We start from the raw sequence: 17,065 nt of genomic DNA on the forward strand, positions 1-17,065 counted from the left end.
CTAACTTGCCCATCAATCGGACCGGAAAACTCAGTGACCATTTTTCGACATAGCAAATCCATACACTTTCCCTGTTCGTATATTTTTTTTGAAAACCGGATATATTTAGAAAATCTTTTTTAATTAATGCACCGATCCGCCGCCGGACATGTGAATTCCTTTTTTGCTGATCTTTCATTACAGATGACCTATGTAAAATAGTAATTGAAAAACCTTTAAACCACAGACCTATCCATGATGGACCGCACACCTATCCACACTGCGACCAGTGAACCATTTTTGCTGCGCTTTCAAAACACACGATCACCGGACAGGTGAATCATTTCCTGAACTTTAAAACCACGTATCCACTACTTATTTAACCGTACTCCTTTTTTAAACCCTCATTAAACCACGATCCTATGGACGCGATCCTGCACGATGCGAACGGGCCGCAGCGGAATGCTGTTGCAACCGATAGCAATCAACACCTGGCCGATTTATTGAAACAATCATCCTGGGAAGAGTACAATTCCCGGGAAACGCTGGTCTCCCTGTTCCGCAAACAGGCGGCCCGCACACCAGACAACATGGCGGTATCTTTCAAAAACCACTCCCTTACGTACCGGGAGCTGGATGAAAAAAGCAACCAGCTGGCACATTACCTGCTGGCACAGGGCGTGACCACCGGCAACTATGTGCCCGTATACCTGGAACGCTCTACTGAATGGGCCATCGCAGTATTGGGAATCCTGAAAACAGGCGCGGCCTACATCCCGGTAGACGCTATCTACCCCGGTAAAAGAGTGGCCTACATCCTCGAAGAAGTGGAAGCAAAAGTGATCATCACACAACTGTCGCTGGGCTCACGGCTTTTCCAGGTAAACCACACAGCTGTCGTATACCTGGACAACCTCTCTATTCTCCAGGACCAGCCTGCCACTGCACCGGAAAAAATACCGGCGCCAACTGACCTGGCCTACATCATCTACACCTCCGGCTCTACCGGTCAACCGAAAGGCGTAATGATCAGCCACCTCTCTATCCAGCACCTTGTCACCTGGCATCAGCAGCAGTATGCCGTTACAAGCAGCAGCCGGCTGTCGCTCGTAGCCGGACTGGCATTCGACATCTCAGTCTGGGAATGCTGGTCGGCCCTTCTGTCTGGAGGCACGCTCTTTATCGCTGACAACGAAGAGAGGACCCATGCCGGGCTCCTGTTGGAATTCTTCCGGAGAAACCAGCTCACGCATGCTTTCGCCCCTCCGGTACTGCTCCCTGAACTGATAGCGCTCAGCCGGCAGACACAGGGACTGGCACTGCAATATCTTTTTTCCGGCGGTGAACAAATGAAACCCGTATTAACCGGCGGACTATCATTCCGGGTGATCGATTACTACGGTCCTACGGAATACACCGTATATGCCGCCCACCGGCATGTAGTGGATGTAGACGGACAATACTTCCCTACCATCGGCATGCCCATCGCCAACACACAGGCGTTTATCCTTGACCGTGACCTGCAACTGCTGGTGCCCGGCGCTGTAGGTGAACTCTGCATCAGCGGCATCGGACTTGCGCAGGGCTACTTCAAAAACCCGGCGCTGACCGACAGCAAATTTGTGCCGCATCCTTTTGTGCCCGGCCAAAAGCTGTACCGTACCGGTGATCTGGCCCGCCGCCTGCCTGATGGCAACATCCAGTTCCTCGGCCGTATCGACAACCAGGTAAAAATCCGCGGCTTCCGTGTAGAACCAGGTGAGATAGAAGCTGCGTTGCTACAGGTGCCACATATTAAAAGCACCGCTGTGATCGCGGTAGACAACAACCGTCAACAGCAACAGCTGGTGGCCTTCATTGTACAGGACCATCCCAACGAACAACAAGGCATCGCCATGGCACGGCAACAACTGAAACAAGATCTGCCAGGCTACATGGTGCCCGCCCGCTTCATCACCCTTCGCGAACTGCCCGTGAACGCCAATGGCAAGGTGGACAAAGCGGCACTGGTAAGGCTCTCCTCACAGGCCGCCGGAAACAACCAGGAAACTGCGGAACCGCTGAGCGAAACAGAACATGTCATCGCAACAGTATGGGCCGATATGCTGGAAAGACCGTATATCCATCACAGTGACAACTTCTTCGACATCGGCGGCGATTCCCTGCTGGTAGCCGCTGTGGTCACCAAACTGAAAGACCGCTTCAACGTAAAAATGTACCTGCGTGACCTATACCAGTATCCCGAACTGCGGGCACTGGCCACTATGATCGACAACCGCGTCAAAACCGGCGAAACAGGTATCCCGGAAGAAGATGTGGAGCCATATGTGTCCCTTCAACAGGACGCCTACCTCTTGCCTGATGTTGAATACCAACGGCCCTTTGACGCCAGCGTGCTGCAACACCAGTCGGCCGTACTGCTCACCGGCGCCACCGGTTTTGTAGGCATCCACCTGCTGCAGGAACTGCTCGACAATACTTCCGCCGTCGTGTATTGCCTCGTTCGCGCAAGAGACGAGCACCATGCGCTCGACAAAATACATCAGGCATTTGCGGCCTATCATATCCCGGTGCAGGACGATACGCGCCACCGCATAGTACCGGTACCAGGAGATTTTGCACAACCATACCTCGGCATCGCTGACCAGACTTACCAGGAACTGGCCGGCAAAGTAGAAGTGATTTATCACTCCGGCAGCTCCGTGAATTTTATTGAGCCCTACTCTTTCATGAAGAAACCCAATGTAGACGGCCTCCGGGAGATCATACGTTTTGCCGCCACCGGCAAAATGAAGTGCCTGTCGCTGCTGTCCACTATTTCAGTCTACAGTTGGGGTCATGTGTTCACACACAAAACCGTCATGAAAGAATCGGATGACATCTCCCAAAACCTGCTCGCAGTGAGCAAAGACATTGGTTACGTCAGAAGCAAATGGGTGATGGAAGCTGTTGCCGACCTGGCCGCAGCAGCCGGTGTGCCGCTGATCACTTTCCGGCTGGGTTATGCCATGTGCCACAGCCAGTCGGGCGCCAGTGCGCCTTACCAATGGTGGGCGAGCCTCGTAAAAAACTGCGTACAGTACTCCTCGTACCCCACGCTCCGCGAACTGCGCGAAGGGCTTATTACCGTAGACTACATGGTGAAAGCCATTGTACATATCACTAAAAACAAAGAAGCCATCGGACAGAAGTTCAACCTGATCTGCTCCCCGGACACCAATCTCACATTGGAACAGTTCTTCGGGCGCCTGATGGACATCTACGGCTTTAAACTGAAACCGCTGTCTTATAAGGACTGGCGCAAACAGTGGGAAGATGACAGCACCAACCGTCTGTACCCGCTTACCAGCCTGTTCAGGGACAATATGCATGAAGGACTTTCCACGGTGGAACTTTATCAGGACACCTATGTATGGCACCGCGACAACGTGGACAAGTTCATGCAAGGCTCCGGCATACCGGAACCCGTGTTCGACAAAGCCGTATTGGATAAGTATTTACAGTATTTAGGTATACTAGTTGGCTAAAATGAAAACCGCCGCATGATGTCTTCATGCGGCGCTTTTTTTATCTGATCAGCCATTCCAGCTTGTACATGTGATGGAAGTTGTCATATGCCATCAAGTCGTCCTTGTCACGAAAAACAGCGTCCATCCGGTCGGGCAGATCTTTGTCTGCCGCAAACGCCTGTTTGATATGCTGTGAGGTCAATTCCTGAACAGCGCCGTCACCGGCTGAAAAATAATAACGCCACGGGTTGTCAGGATATGTTTTAGGCGATGCCGGTAGCTTCCGCCGATATAAAAGTATTCTTGGATGACGGTTCAGCAGCTCATAGTTTTCTCCGCCCTTCATGCGAAATATTTTTCCGTCTTTCAGTTGTAAAGCAAAAAAATGGTCCTTCTGCAGCTTTGTTTGTTCACCGCCGCCATTCAGCAGAATATGATTTTTGGGGACCATTGTATAAAGCCGCGCCTTATAAGCATGGCCGTTGGTTTCGGTATACGACATCCGGTGCTGGAGATAGTCGTCCTGTGTAAGATAAATACCGGCTATTTTCTGTTGTGCCGTTGCTCCCGTACTGACCATCATTAACAATCCTGCTGCCAATAGGGATAATTGTTTTCCTTTCATGATTTTGTTGTTTGATGAGCAAATGTCAATGGAAATGCCATACTGAAAAGGCAGTCGCAACCTATTGAATATCAACATATGAAAATTACAGACTCCCCGTGTTCGTTTGCCACAATGAAAAATATGCGTCAGAATGAACATCCCCCGCTCCTTTTTCCCATTTTGAAAAGCTTTTTCATTTTGAACCGGAAGGTATCATCTTTTTGGCAAAGCCAACAAAAACGGGTTATCAGCTGTAATGCTTGATGGCAAACAATTTACTGCCCCCGTGAAAAAATTGTGCTATTCAGGGCACATGTTTGGTAATTCCAGCTGTACAACAAAATCAATTTTACCCGGACATGAAACACGGATTTATGATCCTGCTGATGTTGTCAATGACATTATCTGAAGGATACGCACAACAAGACACCACACATGCGTCAGCTACCGCAACGGACAGCAGCGCCAATGGCAGGAGCCTGCCGTCACCCCTCTCTGCACCACCGTTTCCCGGTGGTGAATGGGTGGGCAATCCGCTGATCGGCATACCCAGCGACGCACCGGATTATCCGTTAACGAAACTGCTGGGCCTCGCCCAAAGCAAAAGCCGCATTAAAATTTACGGATGGGTGGATGTCGGTGCCAACTTCAGTACCTCCAAAAACTCCAATGCGCCCACATCCTATAATCTTGTTCCCAACAGGGTAGTACTGGACCAACTGATACTGCGCATTGAACGGCAGCCTAATACTGTACAGCGGGAACATGCCGACTGGGGTTTTGTGGTTGACAACATTTTCGGCACTGACTATCGTTACACGCTGGCAAAAGGCATCTTCAGCGATCAGTTGCTCAAAGACAACCATCTGTATGGATACGACCCAACACAGGTGTATGCCATGCTTTATTTACCGAAAATAGCAGAAGGCCTGCTCATCAAAGCAGGACGCTTTATTTCACCAGCTGATATCGAAGCGCAGTGGGCGCCGGACAACTACCTCTATTCCCACTCGCTGATGTTTACAGTAGACCCGTACACGTTTACCGGTGTACATGCTGCACTCCGATTAAATGCGCACTGGCAGTTGTTTGCCGGCGTACATGGAGGCAACGACATGGCGCCCTGGAGCAAGTCATCCAGCGTGAACGGCCTGTTCATGGCCCGATGGGTTTCCGGCAATAACAACAACTCCCTGTATGGCGGTATCAATTCACTGGGACGGGGCTATTACAAAAATGAACACGACAACCTGCAGATGGCCGTACTCACATGGGGTCACCGCTTCAGTTCCATGGTTCATATGAATACAGAAGTCTATTATATGTGGCAACATGATGCAGCAGTGGGTGGCACCGCTATCGACGGGCCGGCTAAAGAATGGTACATGAACACCGGCCTTGGCGATATTATCCCGGGCGTAGCATCTGCTGTAGGCGCCGTGAATTACTTCCAGGTACAGCTGTCCCCTGCGAAAGATTATCTGTGTGTACGCAACGATCTGCTCAATGATCCGCAGGGTAACCGCACCGGTTTCAGCACGCTGTATACCAGTCATACCATTGGCTGGGTACATCACTTCAGCCCATTATTGCGGATACGGCCGGAAGTCCGCTATGAGCGGGCCTGGCGCAATGACGCCACCCCTTATGACAATGGCCTTCGCCGTGACCAGTTCACCGCTGCAATGGACCTGATTGTTCGTTTCTGACCTTATGTGATGGTAAAAGAAAGAAAAAAGGACATCTGCTGTATTGCGAGATGTCCTTTTTTCTTTTACCTGGCCAGGCTGTATTCGTCCATTTTCCGGTACAGTGTCGACAAGCCAATGTTCAGCAGCCGTGCGGCTTTGGTCTTATTTCCGGCTGCGTAACGGACCACCCATTGTATATGCTCCCTTTCCACGTTCGCCAGATCGAAGGTGCCGGTACTTTGGCGGCCCCCTTTATGCCAGCGTACCTCCAGTGGCAATGTTTCCGGTGTCAGCTCCAGGCCTTGTGCCACGATAACGGCCCTCTCCATCACGTTTTTCAGCTCCCGGATATTACCGCGCCAGTCATGCTGTTTTAGCTGCGCCACAAAATCACTGGTCATACCGCTTACAGCTTTACCACTTTTAGCGGCAAACAGCTGCATAAAATAAGCGGCAAAGAGAGGGATATCCTCTTCTCTTTCGCGCAGTGCCGGCAACCGGACCGTAAACATATTTAACCGGTAAAAAAGATCTTCCCGGAAACGGCCTTCCGTTATTTCTTTGGTCACTTCACGGTTGGTGGCCGCGATAATACGTATATCCGTTTTCGTTGGTTTGGTATCCCCTACTTTGATAAATTCACCGGATTCGAGCACGCGCAGCAGCTTCGCCTGTAGCTCCAGGGGCATTTCCCCGATCTCGTCCAGGAAGAGCGTACCCTGATGTGCTTCTTCCATCAGCCCTTTTTTATTTTTGGCAGCGCCGGTAAAAGCACCCGCTTTGTATCCGAACAGTTCACTTTCCAGGATATCTTTTCCAATAGCGCTGCAGTTAATGGCCACAAAATCTCTTGCCGCCCGACAGCTCGCATTGTGGATCGCTTGCGCGAACATTTCTTTTCCCGTGCCGGTTTCTCCCAGCAACAGTACCGGTGCATCGCTGGGGGCTGCCTGTGCGGCCAGTTGGCGGGCAGCTTTGATACCGGGGGCGGTGCCGATGATTTCCTGAAAAGAAGCATAACTGGTCCCGATGCGTGTTTCCAGGTGCTGAATACGTTGTTGCAGTCGTACTTTTTCCATTGCGCGGAAAAGCAAGGGTATGATACGCGTGTTGTCATTGCCTTTGGTAAGATAATCAAAAGCCCCTGATTTGATGGCGCGCACACTATCGGCGATGTTGCCATAAGCCGTTAACAAGATGATTTCCGCCGGCAGCTGTCGCTCCCTGACATAGGTCACCAGATCGATCCCATTGCCATCCGGCAACATCACATCGCACAGCACCACATCTACCGGCGTATCTTCCATTAAGCGGCGGGCAGATTTAATATTGGCGCAATCCTGTACGTTAAATCCTTCGAGTGCGATAATACGTTTCAGCAGATGACGGACCTTCTCCTCATCTTCCACTAACAAGATGTTTCCCGTTGTCATGTTTTGGTGAAATTTTAGTAATCAAAAAAAATGCTGTCAAATCATTTGCAGCTGTTCATCTGTTGCATCCAGGATTTCGCTGCTGATTTTCAGGATGCGGTCCACATCTTCCTCCAGGCTGTTGACCAGCTCGAGCTGACCCGGCAGCAGAGGGCCGGTGCGGGCATCGGCCAGCAGGCCAAGGCTCATCTGCATGGACGCAATGGGAGTTTTCAGTTCATGAGAGGCTGTAGCAATAAATTTAGTCTTGGCAGCGGCCAGTTCCTGTATAGCGCTGATATCGCGCAATACCATCACTTCTCCGATCGCGTCCCGATTATTTTCCACGCTCATTACTTCTTTAACAAAAGTGTAAGTCTGGCCGGCGTGACTGATCGTCAGCCGCTGTTGCGCAGGGTGATGAATGATGGTGTCCAGCACTGTATTACCGGGCGCTTTCACCTGTCCGCATAACCGTTTGGCCACGGTATTCATAAACAGGATATTCCGTCTTTCATCAAACCCGATCACGCCGTCATGCATCAGGTTGATGATGGTTTCCATCCTTGCTTTTTCCGCTTTCAGTTGTTCGATGTTGCTGTTTTCATAGCCATGCAGCTTTTCCGCCATATTATTAATCCCTGCCGCCAGTTGACCAAACTCGTCACCGGGGCGCAGGTCGATGCGGGCACGGTAATTTTTCTCCGCTATCTGACGGATACCGTTAGCCAGCAGTCCTACCGGCCTGCTGATGATCTGTGGGAAACTGAAGATAAAAATGATATACACGCTGAGCGACAGCAGGGTAAATACAGACAAGGCTAAAATAGCGTTGGACGCGGTTTTGGATGCCACGGCACTTTTGCGGGATATGGCTTCCTGGTTAATGATGGCAATCCTCAACACCTCCTGGCGCAGGGATTTGATCAGTTCCTCATTCTGCGGGTCTGCCTGTAGTTTTTTCACCGTGGCCGCTGCAGCGGCCGTAGCCGCATCTTCTCCATGCTCCGTTATGTTCCGCTGCTGCAGGGCCAGGTCCTCCTTCAGGGAGGCCAGTTGCACCGGCCGTGTTTCCAGCGCCTGCAACATATTATTACAGTAAACAATAGAATGCAGGTTTTGCTGTAAGATCAATCGCGCATCACGGTCCAGCTGATAAATGCGGTAAATACCCTGCATACTGATGGCTAATGTCACGGCAAACAGGAAGGTAAGGCCGAGGATCAGTTTTGTTCTTAACCGTAACATGGTAAGTGTTTTTTATATCGCCACCAAAGCGATGCCATACCCACGAGCAGAATTTAACTGTTTGGTTATTAACTTATTGAGATTTTACCGCTATCTTGAGACCCTTCAGAAATGGTAGGGTTATTATCAAAATGGTAAAGTATTTACTCGTTTTTCCGGGTGGTGGCATCCATTAAATACTTTATATTTACGGCCCATCCGGAAACAATATAAAATGTTAACCATATGTCCGAAACGAATGTATTCCTTGTCATGCTCGAGAGTAGTCAGCACGAACAATTACCGGTCAGTATCTATTTAACCCATCACACGTTCAGCGGTATCGTGACCCACATCACCCCGGAGACCGTAGAGATCAGAACATCCGGAGGTCAGCCGGCGATCATTCTGTTGAACAAAATTGAAGCTGTTATCGGCAGCTGATTTCTTTACATTGAAAAAACGATAGCATGGAAAATAGTACCCAACGCCCGGAGCACGCCTTGCCCGGGCTTATCCGCAAAGTACTGGGCAGCCCGCATTCCGAACAGGTGATCAAAGCGCAGATTATCCAGATGGCTTCCCAGAACCTGCATGTACCGGAAGTAACCACCGCGTTGCTGGAAGTACTGCCCCTCACAAAAGATAAAGAGACCCGGGACCAGCTGCTGCACTTCCTGTCCGCGCTGAACACCTCCCGTTTTGCCGATACCGGTGCCTTGTTCCAGGCGCTGCTGGACGTGTACCGGCAGGAAAAAGACCGCGATACCCGCACCACGCTGTTATACCGCCTGCAGGAAAGTATCCACCAGGACCCGCGGCTGGCAGTATTCTTCGTGGAACTGTCGGGCCAGGAGAACCTCAGTGAACAGGAACGTATAGCCGTACAGGATACCCTTGCCTCTCTTCCTGTCATCACGGAAGATATTGCACTGGCAGCGCTGCTTAAAAACGTGAACGCCCCTACGATATTACAATTACAGGCCATAGAGATAGCAGAGAAATGTCCATCCTGGAGCGCGCAAATGGTGGCCGGCCTGCAACCCTACCTCGACGTCAAAAACGATCGCGGTATCCGCTTCCGCATCCTGCAACGGCTGGCAGCCGCACGCCTGCTGGAACCTGCCTATGCCGAAGTGCTCATCCCCGTACTGCGTACCGACAACGATGTCCTTGCCCGCCACGAGGCACTGGCGGCCCTGTCACGCATCAAACCATGGAACGAGGCCATCCTCCTGCAACTGCTCTGGTCTTCATCCCACGACGGCGATGCAGGCATCCGCAGCCAGGCTTTGGCTTTGCAGGGAGAACAACCCGAACGCACCAACGAACAGCTGATCAGTATGGCCGGCCTGCTGGCCACTGACCGCTCGGAAGGCGTACGCCTTACCCTGCTGCAGCAGCTTAAGCCCGTGATGCGCATAGCGGAGATCAGAAACAAAGTGGCCACCGCTTTTGCCGGCAATCCCGGTGTTTTTAATGAAGAGGAATTTAGCCAGCTGACCGATATGCTGGCTCCTTACGCCGGCAGAGACGAACAAATCAGCCAGCTGTTGCTGCAAAGCATCAAAGACCTACCCAGCACCAGCCAGCGCCAGAAAGTACTGCAACTGCTCATTGGAAAAATCAGCCTCGAGAAAATGCTGGACCCGGTGGTGCAGCTGTTTACCCGGGAGCACAACGAAGCGCTGCGGGAAGTGCTGTTCAACCAGATCAAGGCGTTGTCCGTGTCCCGCCATCCGCAACTGGTGGATATATTCTGCGCGGAGCTTACCGAGCCGGGATCGCCGTTCAGGGTTACCTGCGCCGGCATCCTTGCCAACGCGGCAGAGCTTTACGCACAGATACCACCGGCACTGGAAGACGTACTGTTGTACGATAACGAACGGGAACTGGTACGCCTTTGCCTCGATGGCTACCTGCGCCCCGGCGTAGACAAAAAGTTCGATGTACTCATCCAGGTAGTGAAGAACGAACTGATAGACAACGCCTCCAGACAGAAAGCACTGGACGCCACCCTGAAACTTCCTTTAGATGAACACCAACAGGAGACCATGGCCAACGCCTTGTCCGGACTGAAGCCCGGCACACTGAAAACCTCCTGATAAACGACCGTCAATATGGACCTTAGCCAAACCATCGCCACCATCCGCGAACGCAGGAACGCCGGCACCGAACAGGCGCTGCTGATGCTAGATATGGTGCCGCTCTCCGATACAGACAATAAATACTCGCTGCTCTCCACGGCGGCCCATTACCTTAATGATCCCGCCGTGATCAGCAAATGGATGGAGCTTATTGCCGCCGAGACAGACACCCGGCTGAAAGCGGACATGCTGCAACGCCTCGCCGCCACAGGGCTGCAACAGGTCCCGGACAAGCAAGGCTTCGCCGACCTGCTGGCCACATCGCTGCAGCAGGACGAATCCAGGGACATCATCCTGCCCCTGCTGGGCAGGCTCTCCCTCACTTATCCGCCCGCACGGGAACGCCTCATCGCTTTTTATCAACAACAACATAACGCTGATGTCAACCGGCAAATCCTTTCGTGGCTGCTGATACCCGTTCAGGCTACGGAGGCCGACCTCGCCTTCTACCGCAGCCTGCTGGACAGCACTGATACGGACGACAAACTGCTGCTGCTGAACCGGCTCCTGCTGCGCGACCAGCTGACACCGGAGCAGATAGCACAACAGCTGCAGCCCGCCACACCGGCTGCTATCAAAGAGATGGTGCTGCGTTTCTGTTTTGACCGCTCCACCGTTCCCGAAGCGGCCCTGTGTACGCTCGTTCGCGCGGATAAAACACCGCAGATACGCAAATGGAGCATACAACTGCTGGCCGTACACGGCGTCAGCAACAACGATGTGCTGGACACCCTGCTGCATGCATTAAGGGAAGACCCCGACCCGGCCGTAAGACAGGCCGCGATGTTTGTATTCGCGTACAGCCTCACCCTTACACCCGCAATAATTGAGCATCTCACCCGTTGCCTGCAAACAGAAAAACATATACAGGTAGCCTTACAGCTGCTGCAACTGCTGGCGCCCTATACAGAAAAAAATGAGGCCCTGACGGAAGCATTGTGGCAACTGCCGGACCGTGACATCCCGGTCGATCTGGCTGCCGCGTTATACGACATACTCGGCCGGCAGGTGCCTGTAAAACCGGCACTGCTGGAGAAGTTCATGGCCGCCTACGAAAAAGAACAGCATGACGCCTGCAAGGCCATCATTCTGAAAGCCATCACCAGCGCCATGAACACCGGAGAATCGTGGAACCGTTTTTATCTCCGCGCATTGGAAGCACCTTCCGCCGCTATCAGGAGCTGGGCCGTACAAGCTATATTGTACATTCCGCTGACGCCCGACAATACCAGTACCATCGCCGCAGCAGCGCCGGTGTTGCTGCATCCGGAGATACCACACCAACAACGGCAATTGCTGGCGCGCAAAATCAGCTGCATCCCGCAGCTACCTGCCGCCGCCGTACAGGTGTTCAGCAAGCTGGCAGACCATAGCAACGATGCTGAACTGCAACGCCTCGCCACCAAAGTACAGGAGAAAGCCATCTCCCATAACGGCGGCACACAGATCAACTGGGAACAGTGGCTGCATAAAGCGGAAGTAACCCGCGACCTAAGCGGTATATTTCCGCATATCTGGCTCTTCTACGATGACAATCCGCAGATGGCCGATAAAATATTATTCGCCGCCATTAACCCGGCAAACAGCAATAGCCTGTACCAGTCCGGCGTAACCGACATCGAAATACTCAATTTCCTTTCCGTGAAAACCGGCATCAATGACGACATGAGCCGGTATGCCCTCAACCAGTTACTACATACCGATCTGGGCAACGAATCGAAATTCAAATGGTACCTGCTGGTGCTGAAAAGTAATCCCGCCAATGCGGAGCTGCGGGAAGGCCTTTGGCTGCTGCTGGAGAAGAGAGGACGTTATCTCAATATGATACAGCTCGACGAACTGCTGCGCATCATATGGAAAGAGCAGCTGGAGACTGTTTTCCGGCAACACCTCTTACAACAGACCACCGCCGCCGGCGTAGTGCCTTACCTGCAATACCTGGAGGCCAACAATACCTGGGAACCGATGCCGGTATTGCTGAAAGAAGCCGCTCAATTGCCCGGCATGTTACAGGACAGCAGCTTTAAAGAAGCGTTGCAGCGGGCTTGCCGCGCTGCCGGGCTCAATGTGGACGACCTGCTGCGCAGCGCCGCACCGCCTGCCGCTCCCGAAGCAGATGGCCCCGGCTTCGCCGATTAACCGGCGCTGGTACATTATTTCATCATCTTCACAGCACAACATATGTCGGAAGAAATCTTATTATTCGATATACTATTATCTACAGAACGCAGTACAGAAGAGCGGCTGACCGCCCTCTCCCGGCTGCGTCCCTTCCTGGAAGCGGCAGAAGGCATTACCAAATTATGCGATGCCGTACAGGCAGAGACAACGGTCGCTGTAAAAACAGCGATGCTACAACAGTTATGTGAACTGGACAGTGCCCGTGTAACGGACCATCCATCCTATATCTCCACGCTGGCCCTCATTGCCTGCCTGGACCCCGAGCGCCCGTTGCGGCTGATGGCCGTCAGCACCCTGGCTTCGCTGGCCGCGCATGTTGACGACATACAGGACATACTGGCCGAAACGATGGCCCATGATCTTGATACAGATATACAGCTGGCCAGTATTCAGGGCCTGCGAAACAGCGTCCGCAAATCGGAGGCTACCATTGGCAGGATAGGTACGTACATCCCGCAGGCACCGGCAGCATGCCGCGAAGCACTACTGGCACTTGTGCAACAGCTGCCCTTACCTGCCGCCGCCACAATGGCCCTGCAGTTTACCGGACCGCTGGAAGCCACCCATCTGCGGCTGACGGCAATAGGTTTTCTGGCGGCCATGCCACAAGTGCCTGCCGATGCCCTGTCACAGCTGGCCGCCATGATACCAACCGAAACATCGTTGCCCGTACGCGAAGCTATCATCAGCCTGCTGGCCGGCATGCGACAGGTAGATGAAACACTGTTCAAAGGCATCTTCCAGGCGTTACAGCAGATTCCGGACCTCCCCGATCTGCTGGCGCTGGTCACCGGAAGGCTTACCGCCCACCCTGAGCTACAGGACGCCTTCGCAGCCCTGTTTGCCGCCACACCATCCGCAGGGCTGAAGATCAGGCTGCTCACACTGTTGCAACAGGCAGCTATGCCACAGCTGATCGTCAGCGGGATGCAGGATGCCAATCCATATGTAAGAGAAGCGACGCTGCCGTTGCTGACATCCCGCTTTGCCGCCTTCCAGGAGCAGCTGGAACCGGCACTGGCAGCAGCTATCCGGCAGGAGCCGCTACTGGCGCTGCGCAGCGCCATGGTGCAGGTAATCCTGCAAACCGGCCGCAAATCCGCAGAGACAGCGCGTTTGCTGGTGGAACTGGCTACCACGGAAACAGACCATTACCTGAAAACACAACTCGCCACCGCTGCCTGTGAGGTGACCATACAGGAACAATTCCAGCCGGCGCTGTTACAGCTGTATTGTGACATCCTGGAGGGACAGTGGTACCCTGCCGCTCTCAAACAACAGGTGATCGACCGGCTGCAAACCTTCTCCTACAGCGACAACCCGCATCTTCGTAAAAGCCTCGGCCTCCTGCTCGACCAGGCTAAAGATATCCATGAGCTGGACCGCATCTACCGCGTGCTGAAAACATTGGAGGCAGATTTCAGTCAGCTGGCCCCTTCCCTGTTACAGGCACTCTACCGGCACATCGCCTGGTACCCGCAGCAGCCACTGGATGAATGGGTGAAACTGATCGGCCAGCTGGCGGAACAACATCCGGGCTTAAGAGCGGAACTGCCCTACCTGGTGTCTGTCACCGGCGCCACATGGCTGCTACAGGGCGCAGAAAAAGCAGACCAGACAGGCGCCTTCCTGCCCACGCTCAAAGATGCCATGATGAAAAACAACGGCATGCAGAGCTTCATGGAAGTGCAACGCCTCATCAACGACGCATGGAACAACCGCACCATCAAAAAAGGCGAGATCATTGCGCTGTACCAGATGCTGCTGCAAACGCCGAAGTCCTCCGGGCTGCTGCAACAGGTGACCGGCATCCTGCAACAGGGCAAGCTGGTAACACCGGAACTGGTGACCCTCAGCCTCGACTATATCCTTACTTCACAGGACACGGAAGGCGTATATGTGGTCCGCAAATACCTGGAGCAGGCGGGCTTCATCGACCTGGAATACCGGGAACGGCTGCTCCGGCTGTTTACACAGGAACGATATGTACAGTTCATGCAGCACCGCCTGCCGCAGCTGCATTCCAAACGCCGCATACAAACATTCAACGACTGGGAATATGCCGGTGGATGGACCTGTCCGTACGGCCAGTGGCCTATCGCAGACCTGGTATTTGCAATTGAACCGGGAGACCAGATCATGCAGGTGTTCAGCGAACTGCCGGCAGGTGAAGATACCAACGCCACATTACCTTACCTGGTGCTGGAACACCTGTTCCGCAATACCAACGGCGTATGGGCGAAACAGTTATATGGCGACACTCAACGGCTGGAACAGTTCCTCACCCTGCTTTTCAAAGGATACCAGCAGCTCACCGCCCGCAACCCGCTGGGCGACCGGATGATGTATACCTTCTGGAAAAAATGGAATGACTATGTGAACCGCCTCAACGGCCAGCCGGCTCCGCCTGCCCTCGCAGATGCCGCCACGCTTATATACGCAGGCGTATGTCAGTTGGCACATCGACTGGACCCCGTCCTGAAAAACAAACAGTTCCCGCAGGTGCTTAAAGGAATGAACAAAGACCTGCTGCATCAGCACTGGCCCTGGGACCAGGACCTTTGGGAGACTTTTTCCTATAAGAACTTCCCGGTATACGACCCTGATCAGGAAGCGGCCGTGCAGCTGTTTCAACAGGCCGCTAAAACCTTACAGGCGGGCAATCATGCCGAAGGTTACCAACTGCTGAAAGACCTGCTGGCACGGTACCCGCATACCCGGCAGGTGAAAGAACAACTGTCTGTGATTAATAATGCATTGCAACAGCTGGAAGAAAAACTTCGTCCTGCATAAAAAATAATAAACCGCGGCAGCTCGTTCCCTGCCGCGGTTTATTTTTAGATTTCCCCCTCCGGCCTGATTTTTCCATGGCGGCCAAATGACATGGCTACTACGTTACGCCTCATGTCGGGAAAATTCGTCAACTCACAGGGAAAATCAGATATCAACCGGGCCTCTCTATCCGGTTATCTTTGTTTTGATTCCTAATAAAAAAGATCAGCATGAAAAACAAGCAACCGGCATGGGCGTCCTTTTTAGGGCTCTCCCTGTTAATATCCGCCTGCAATAAGGACGATGAGGGCAATATGGGCATGACATCATCCCCCACGATCACGGTAGAGAACATATTGGATTCAAGACCGCTGGTTGAATCAGGCACTTTTAAAAACACCGGCAGTTCACCCGTGATTATGCCGGGAGAATCCATATCCTTCCAGTTCTCCGCCGGAAAAGGCCAGGCAGTGTCGTTCGCCACCATGTACGGGTGGTCCAATGATCTTTTTTTCGCCCCCGCCAACCCTGGCATCAAAGTATACAAAGATGACGGAACACCAATAGAAGGCGATGTTTCAGCCCAGGTAAAACTTTGGGACAATGGCACCCGGATTAACCAGGCGCCGGGAGCTTCCGTCATGCATCCGGGCACGGCAGAAGACACCCCCAAAAACATAACAGAAGTAAACGGCACCGACGCGCAGGGCAATACCTATGCCGCAGCATCAGCCCTGATGAAGGCCAGTTTGCATTACAACGGCAATTCTATCTTTACATTAACCATCACCAACACCTCCGGCAGCACGTCCAATCCCACCCCTTTCAGTCCGGGCGTGTGGACAGTCTCCTACCTTGCCGGTGGCAATTTATTAAGCCCCAATCCGCTGTACGAAGCCGGCAAACCCAGCGCCAACGGGTTAACCAACATCGCAGAAATGGGAGACAACAGTGTGCTGGGAAATTATATCAGTGGGCAAACTGGTATTTTTACGCCATTATCGCCTATATTGGTGGTGGTGTATAACGGTATTGACAACCCGATCTATAAGACAGGAGAAAATGACCGCGGCCAGGGATTGAAAAAACTCGCTCAGACCGGTGATGCCAGCGATCTGGCAGCTTATTTGAAAACAGTAAAAGGCGTTAAAAACGTATATGTGTTACCAGCCCCCAACACTACAGTATTATTGCCCAAAGCCGGCGGCCAGACAGGCGGCAAGGTTTCGCAGCAGTTGAGCGTGGCTAACGGCGACAGGGTAGCTATTGCCACCATGTACGGCTTATCAAACGACTGGTTCTTTGCATCCACTGGTAATGGTACGGATGCCACTCAGACCGGCGATATCTCCGGATCGATTGCCCTTTTTGATGATGGCACCGCTGTCAACCAGTTTCCGGGGGCAGGCTTCACACAAGCCAACTTTGGCGGCACCCCTCTCCCGGAAAACAAAAACATAACAGCAGTACCCAATCCCAATGACTTTACCACACTACCGGCAATACCCAATATCATTAAGGTAACTCTTCAGTAAAATGT

Annotated in this window: 10 protein-coding genes; 7 read left to right on the top strand and 3 right to left on the bottom strand. The window is 52.7% G+C overall.

Annotated features, from left to right (window positions below; genetic code table 11):
- Positions 1-401 precede the first annotated feature (401 nt).
- The gene (locus ACTJJS_RS32215) at positions 402-3,506 is read left to right on the top strand and encodes an amino acid adenylation domain-containing protein (protein ID WP_440668017.1); all 3,105 of its coding nucleotides are present in this window, start codon (positions 402-404) and stop codon (positions 3,504-3,506) included.
- A gap of 40 nt (positions 3,507-3,546) precedes the next feature.
- Here the strand turns inward: ACTJJS_RS32215 and ACTJJS_RS32220 are convergent, their stop codons facing one another.
- Positions 3,547-4,113: a hypothetical protein gene (locus tag ACTJJS_RS32220; RefSeq protein WP_440668019.1), complete on the bottom strand. Its 567-nt coding sequence runs from the start codon at positions 4,111-4,113 to the stop codon at positions 3,547-3,549.
- Between the two features lie 341 nt (positions 4,114-4,454).
- Between ACTJJS_RS32220 and ACTJJS_RS32225 the strand changes: the two genes are divergently transcribed.
- Positions 4,455-5,804, top strand: coding sequence for an outer membrane beta-barrel protein (locus ACTJJS_RS32225; protein WP_440668021.1), 1,350 nt, complete (start codon positions 4,455-4,457; stop codon positions 5,802-5,804).
- Positions 5,805-5,869: 65 nt separating this feature from the next.
- Here ACTJJS_RS32225 and ACTJJS_RS32230 read toward each other — a convergent pair whose 3' ends face one another.
- Both ACTJJS_RS32230 and ACTJJS_RS32235 read right to left on the bottom strand, forming a co-directional pair.
- Complete coding sequence (locus tag ACTJJS_RS32230) at positions 5,870-7,219, bottom strand: sigma-54-dependent transcriptional regulator (protein WP_440668022.1); 1,350 nt, start codon at positions 7,217-7,219, stop codon at positions 5,870-5,872.
- 36 nt (positions 7,220-7,255) lie between these two features.
- The gene (locus tag ACTJJS_RS32235; RefSeq protein ID WP_440668024.1) at positions 7,256-8,446 is read right to left on the bottom strand and encodes a histidine kinase dimerization/phospho-acceptor domain-containing protein; all 1,191 of its coding nucleotides are present in this window, start codon (positions 8,444-8,446) and stop codon (positions 7,256-7,258) included.
- A gap of 225 nt (positions 8,447-8,671) precedes the next feature.
- Between ACTJJS_RS32235 and ACTJJS_RS32240 the strand changes: the two genes are divergently transcribed.
- From ACTJJS_RS32240 to ACTJJS_RS32260, 5 genes are all read left to right on the top strand, one after another.
- Positions 8,672-8,869 (top strand): hypothetical protein, encoded by a 198-nt coding sequence (locus ACTJJS_RS32240; RefSeq protein WP_168873357.1) that lies wholly within the window; start codon positions 8,672-8,674, stop codon positions 8,867-8,869.
- A gap of 26 nt (positions 8,870-8,895) precedes the next feature.
- Positions 8,896-10,530 carry a hypothetical protein gene (locus ACTJJS_RS32245; protein WP_440668025.1) on the top strand — a complete coding sequence of 545 codons (1,635 nt, stop codon included), beginning with the start codon at positions 8,896-8,898 and terminating at the stop codon, positions 10,528-10,530.
- 15 nt (positions 10,531-10,545) lie between these two features.
- Complete coding sequence (locus ACTJJS_RS32250; protein WP_440668027.1) at positions 10,546-12,711, top strand: hypothetical protein; 2,166 nt, start codon at positions 10,546-10,548, stop codon at positions 12,709-12,711.
- Positions 12,712-12,753: 42 nt separating this feature from the next.
- Entirely contained in the window at positions 12,754-15,546 is a 2,793-nt protein-coding gene (locus ACTJJS_RS32255; RefSeq protein WP_440668029.1) for a hypothetical protein, read from the top strand.
- Positions 15,547-15,755: 209 nt separating this feature from the next.
- Positions 15,756-17,060 (top strand): spondin domain-containing protein, encoded by a 1,305-nt coding sequence (locus ACTJJS_RS32260; protein WP_440668031.1) that lies wholly within the window; start codon positions 15,756-15,758, stop codon positions 17,058-17,060.
- Positions 17,061-17,065: the final 5 nt, after the last annotated feature.

Origin of the sequence: Chitinophaga sp. 22308, from assembly GCF_052045305.1 — a bacterium.
Taxonomy (GTDB): Bacteria; Bacteroidota; Bacteroidia; order Chitinophagales; family Chitinophagaceae; genus Chitinophaga; species Chitinophaga varians_A.

Bases quoted from the DNA above. Each gene is read 5' to 3' on its own strand.
- ACTJJS_RS32230 (WP_440668022.1), bottom strand. From the start codon at position 7,219: ATGACAACGGGAAACATCTTGTTAGTGGAAGATGAGGAGAAGGTCCGT.
- ACTJJS_RS32240 (WP_168873357.1), top strand. From the start codon at position 8,672: ATGTCCGAAACGAATGTATTCCTTGTCATGCTCGAGAGTAGTCAGCAC.
- ACTJJS_RS32260 (WP_440668031.1), top strand. From the start codon at position 15,756: ATGAAAAACAAGCAACCGGCATGGGCGTCCTTTTTAGGGCTCTCCCTG.
- ACTJJS_RS32250 (WP_440668027.1), top strand. From the start codon at position 10,546: ATGGACCTTAGCCAAACCATCGCCACCATCCGCGAACGCAGGAACGCC.
- ACTJJS_RS32220 (WP_440668019.1), bottom strand. From the start codon at position 4,113: ATGAAAGGAAAACAATTATCCCTATTGGCAGCAGGATTGTTAATGATG.
- ACTJJS_RS32245 (WP_440668025.1), top strand. From the start codon at position 8,896: ATGGAAAATAGTACCCAACGCCCGGAGCACGCCTTGCCCGGGCTTATC.
- ACTJJS_RS32235 (WP_440668024.1), bottom strand. From the start codon at position 8,446: ATGTTACGGTTAAGAACAAAACTGATCCTCGGCCTTACCTTCCTGTTT.
- ACTJJS_RS32255 (WP_440668029.1), top strand. From the start codon at position 12,754: ATGTCGGAAGAAATCTTATTATTCGATATACTATTATCTACAGAACGC.
- ACTJJS_RS32225 (WP_440668021.1), top strand. From the start codon at position 4,455: ATGAAACACGGATTTATGATCCTGCTGATGTTGTCAATGACATTATCT.
- ACTJJS_RS32215 (WP_440668017.1), top strand. From the start codon at position 402: ATGGACGCGATCCTGCACGATGCGAACGGGCCGCAGCGGAATGCTGTT.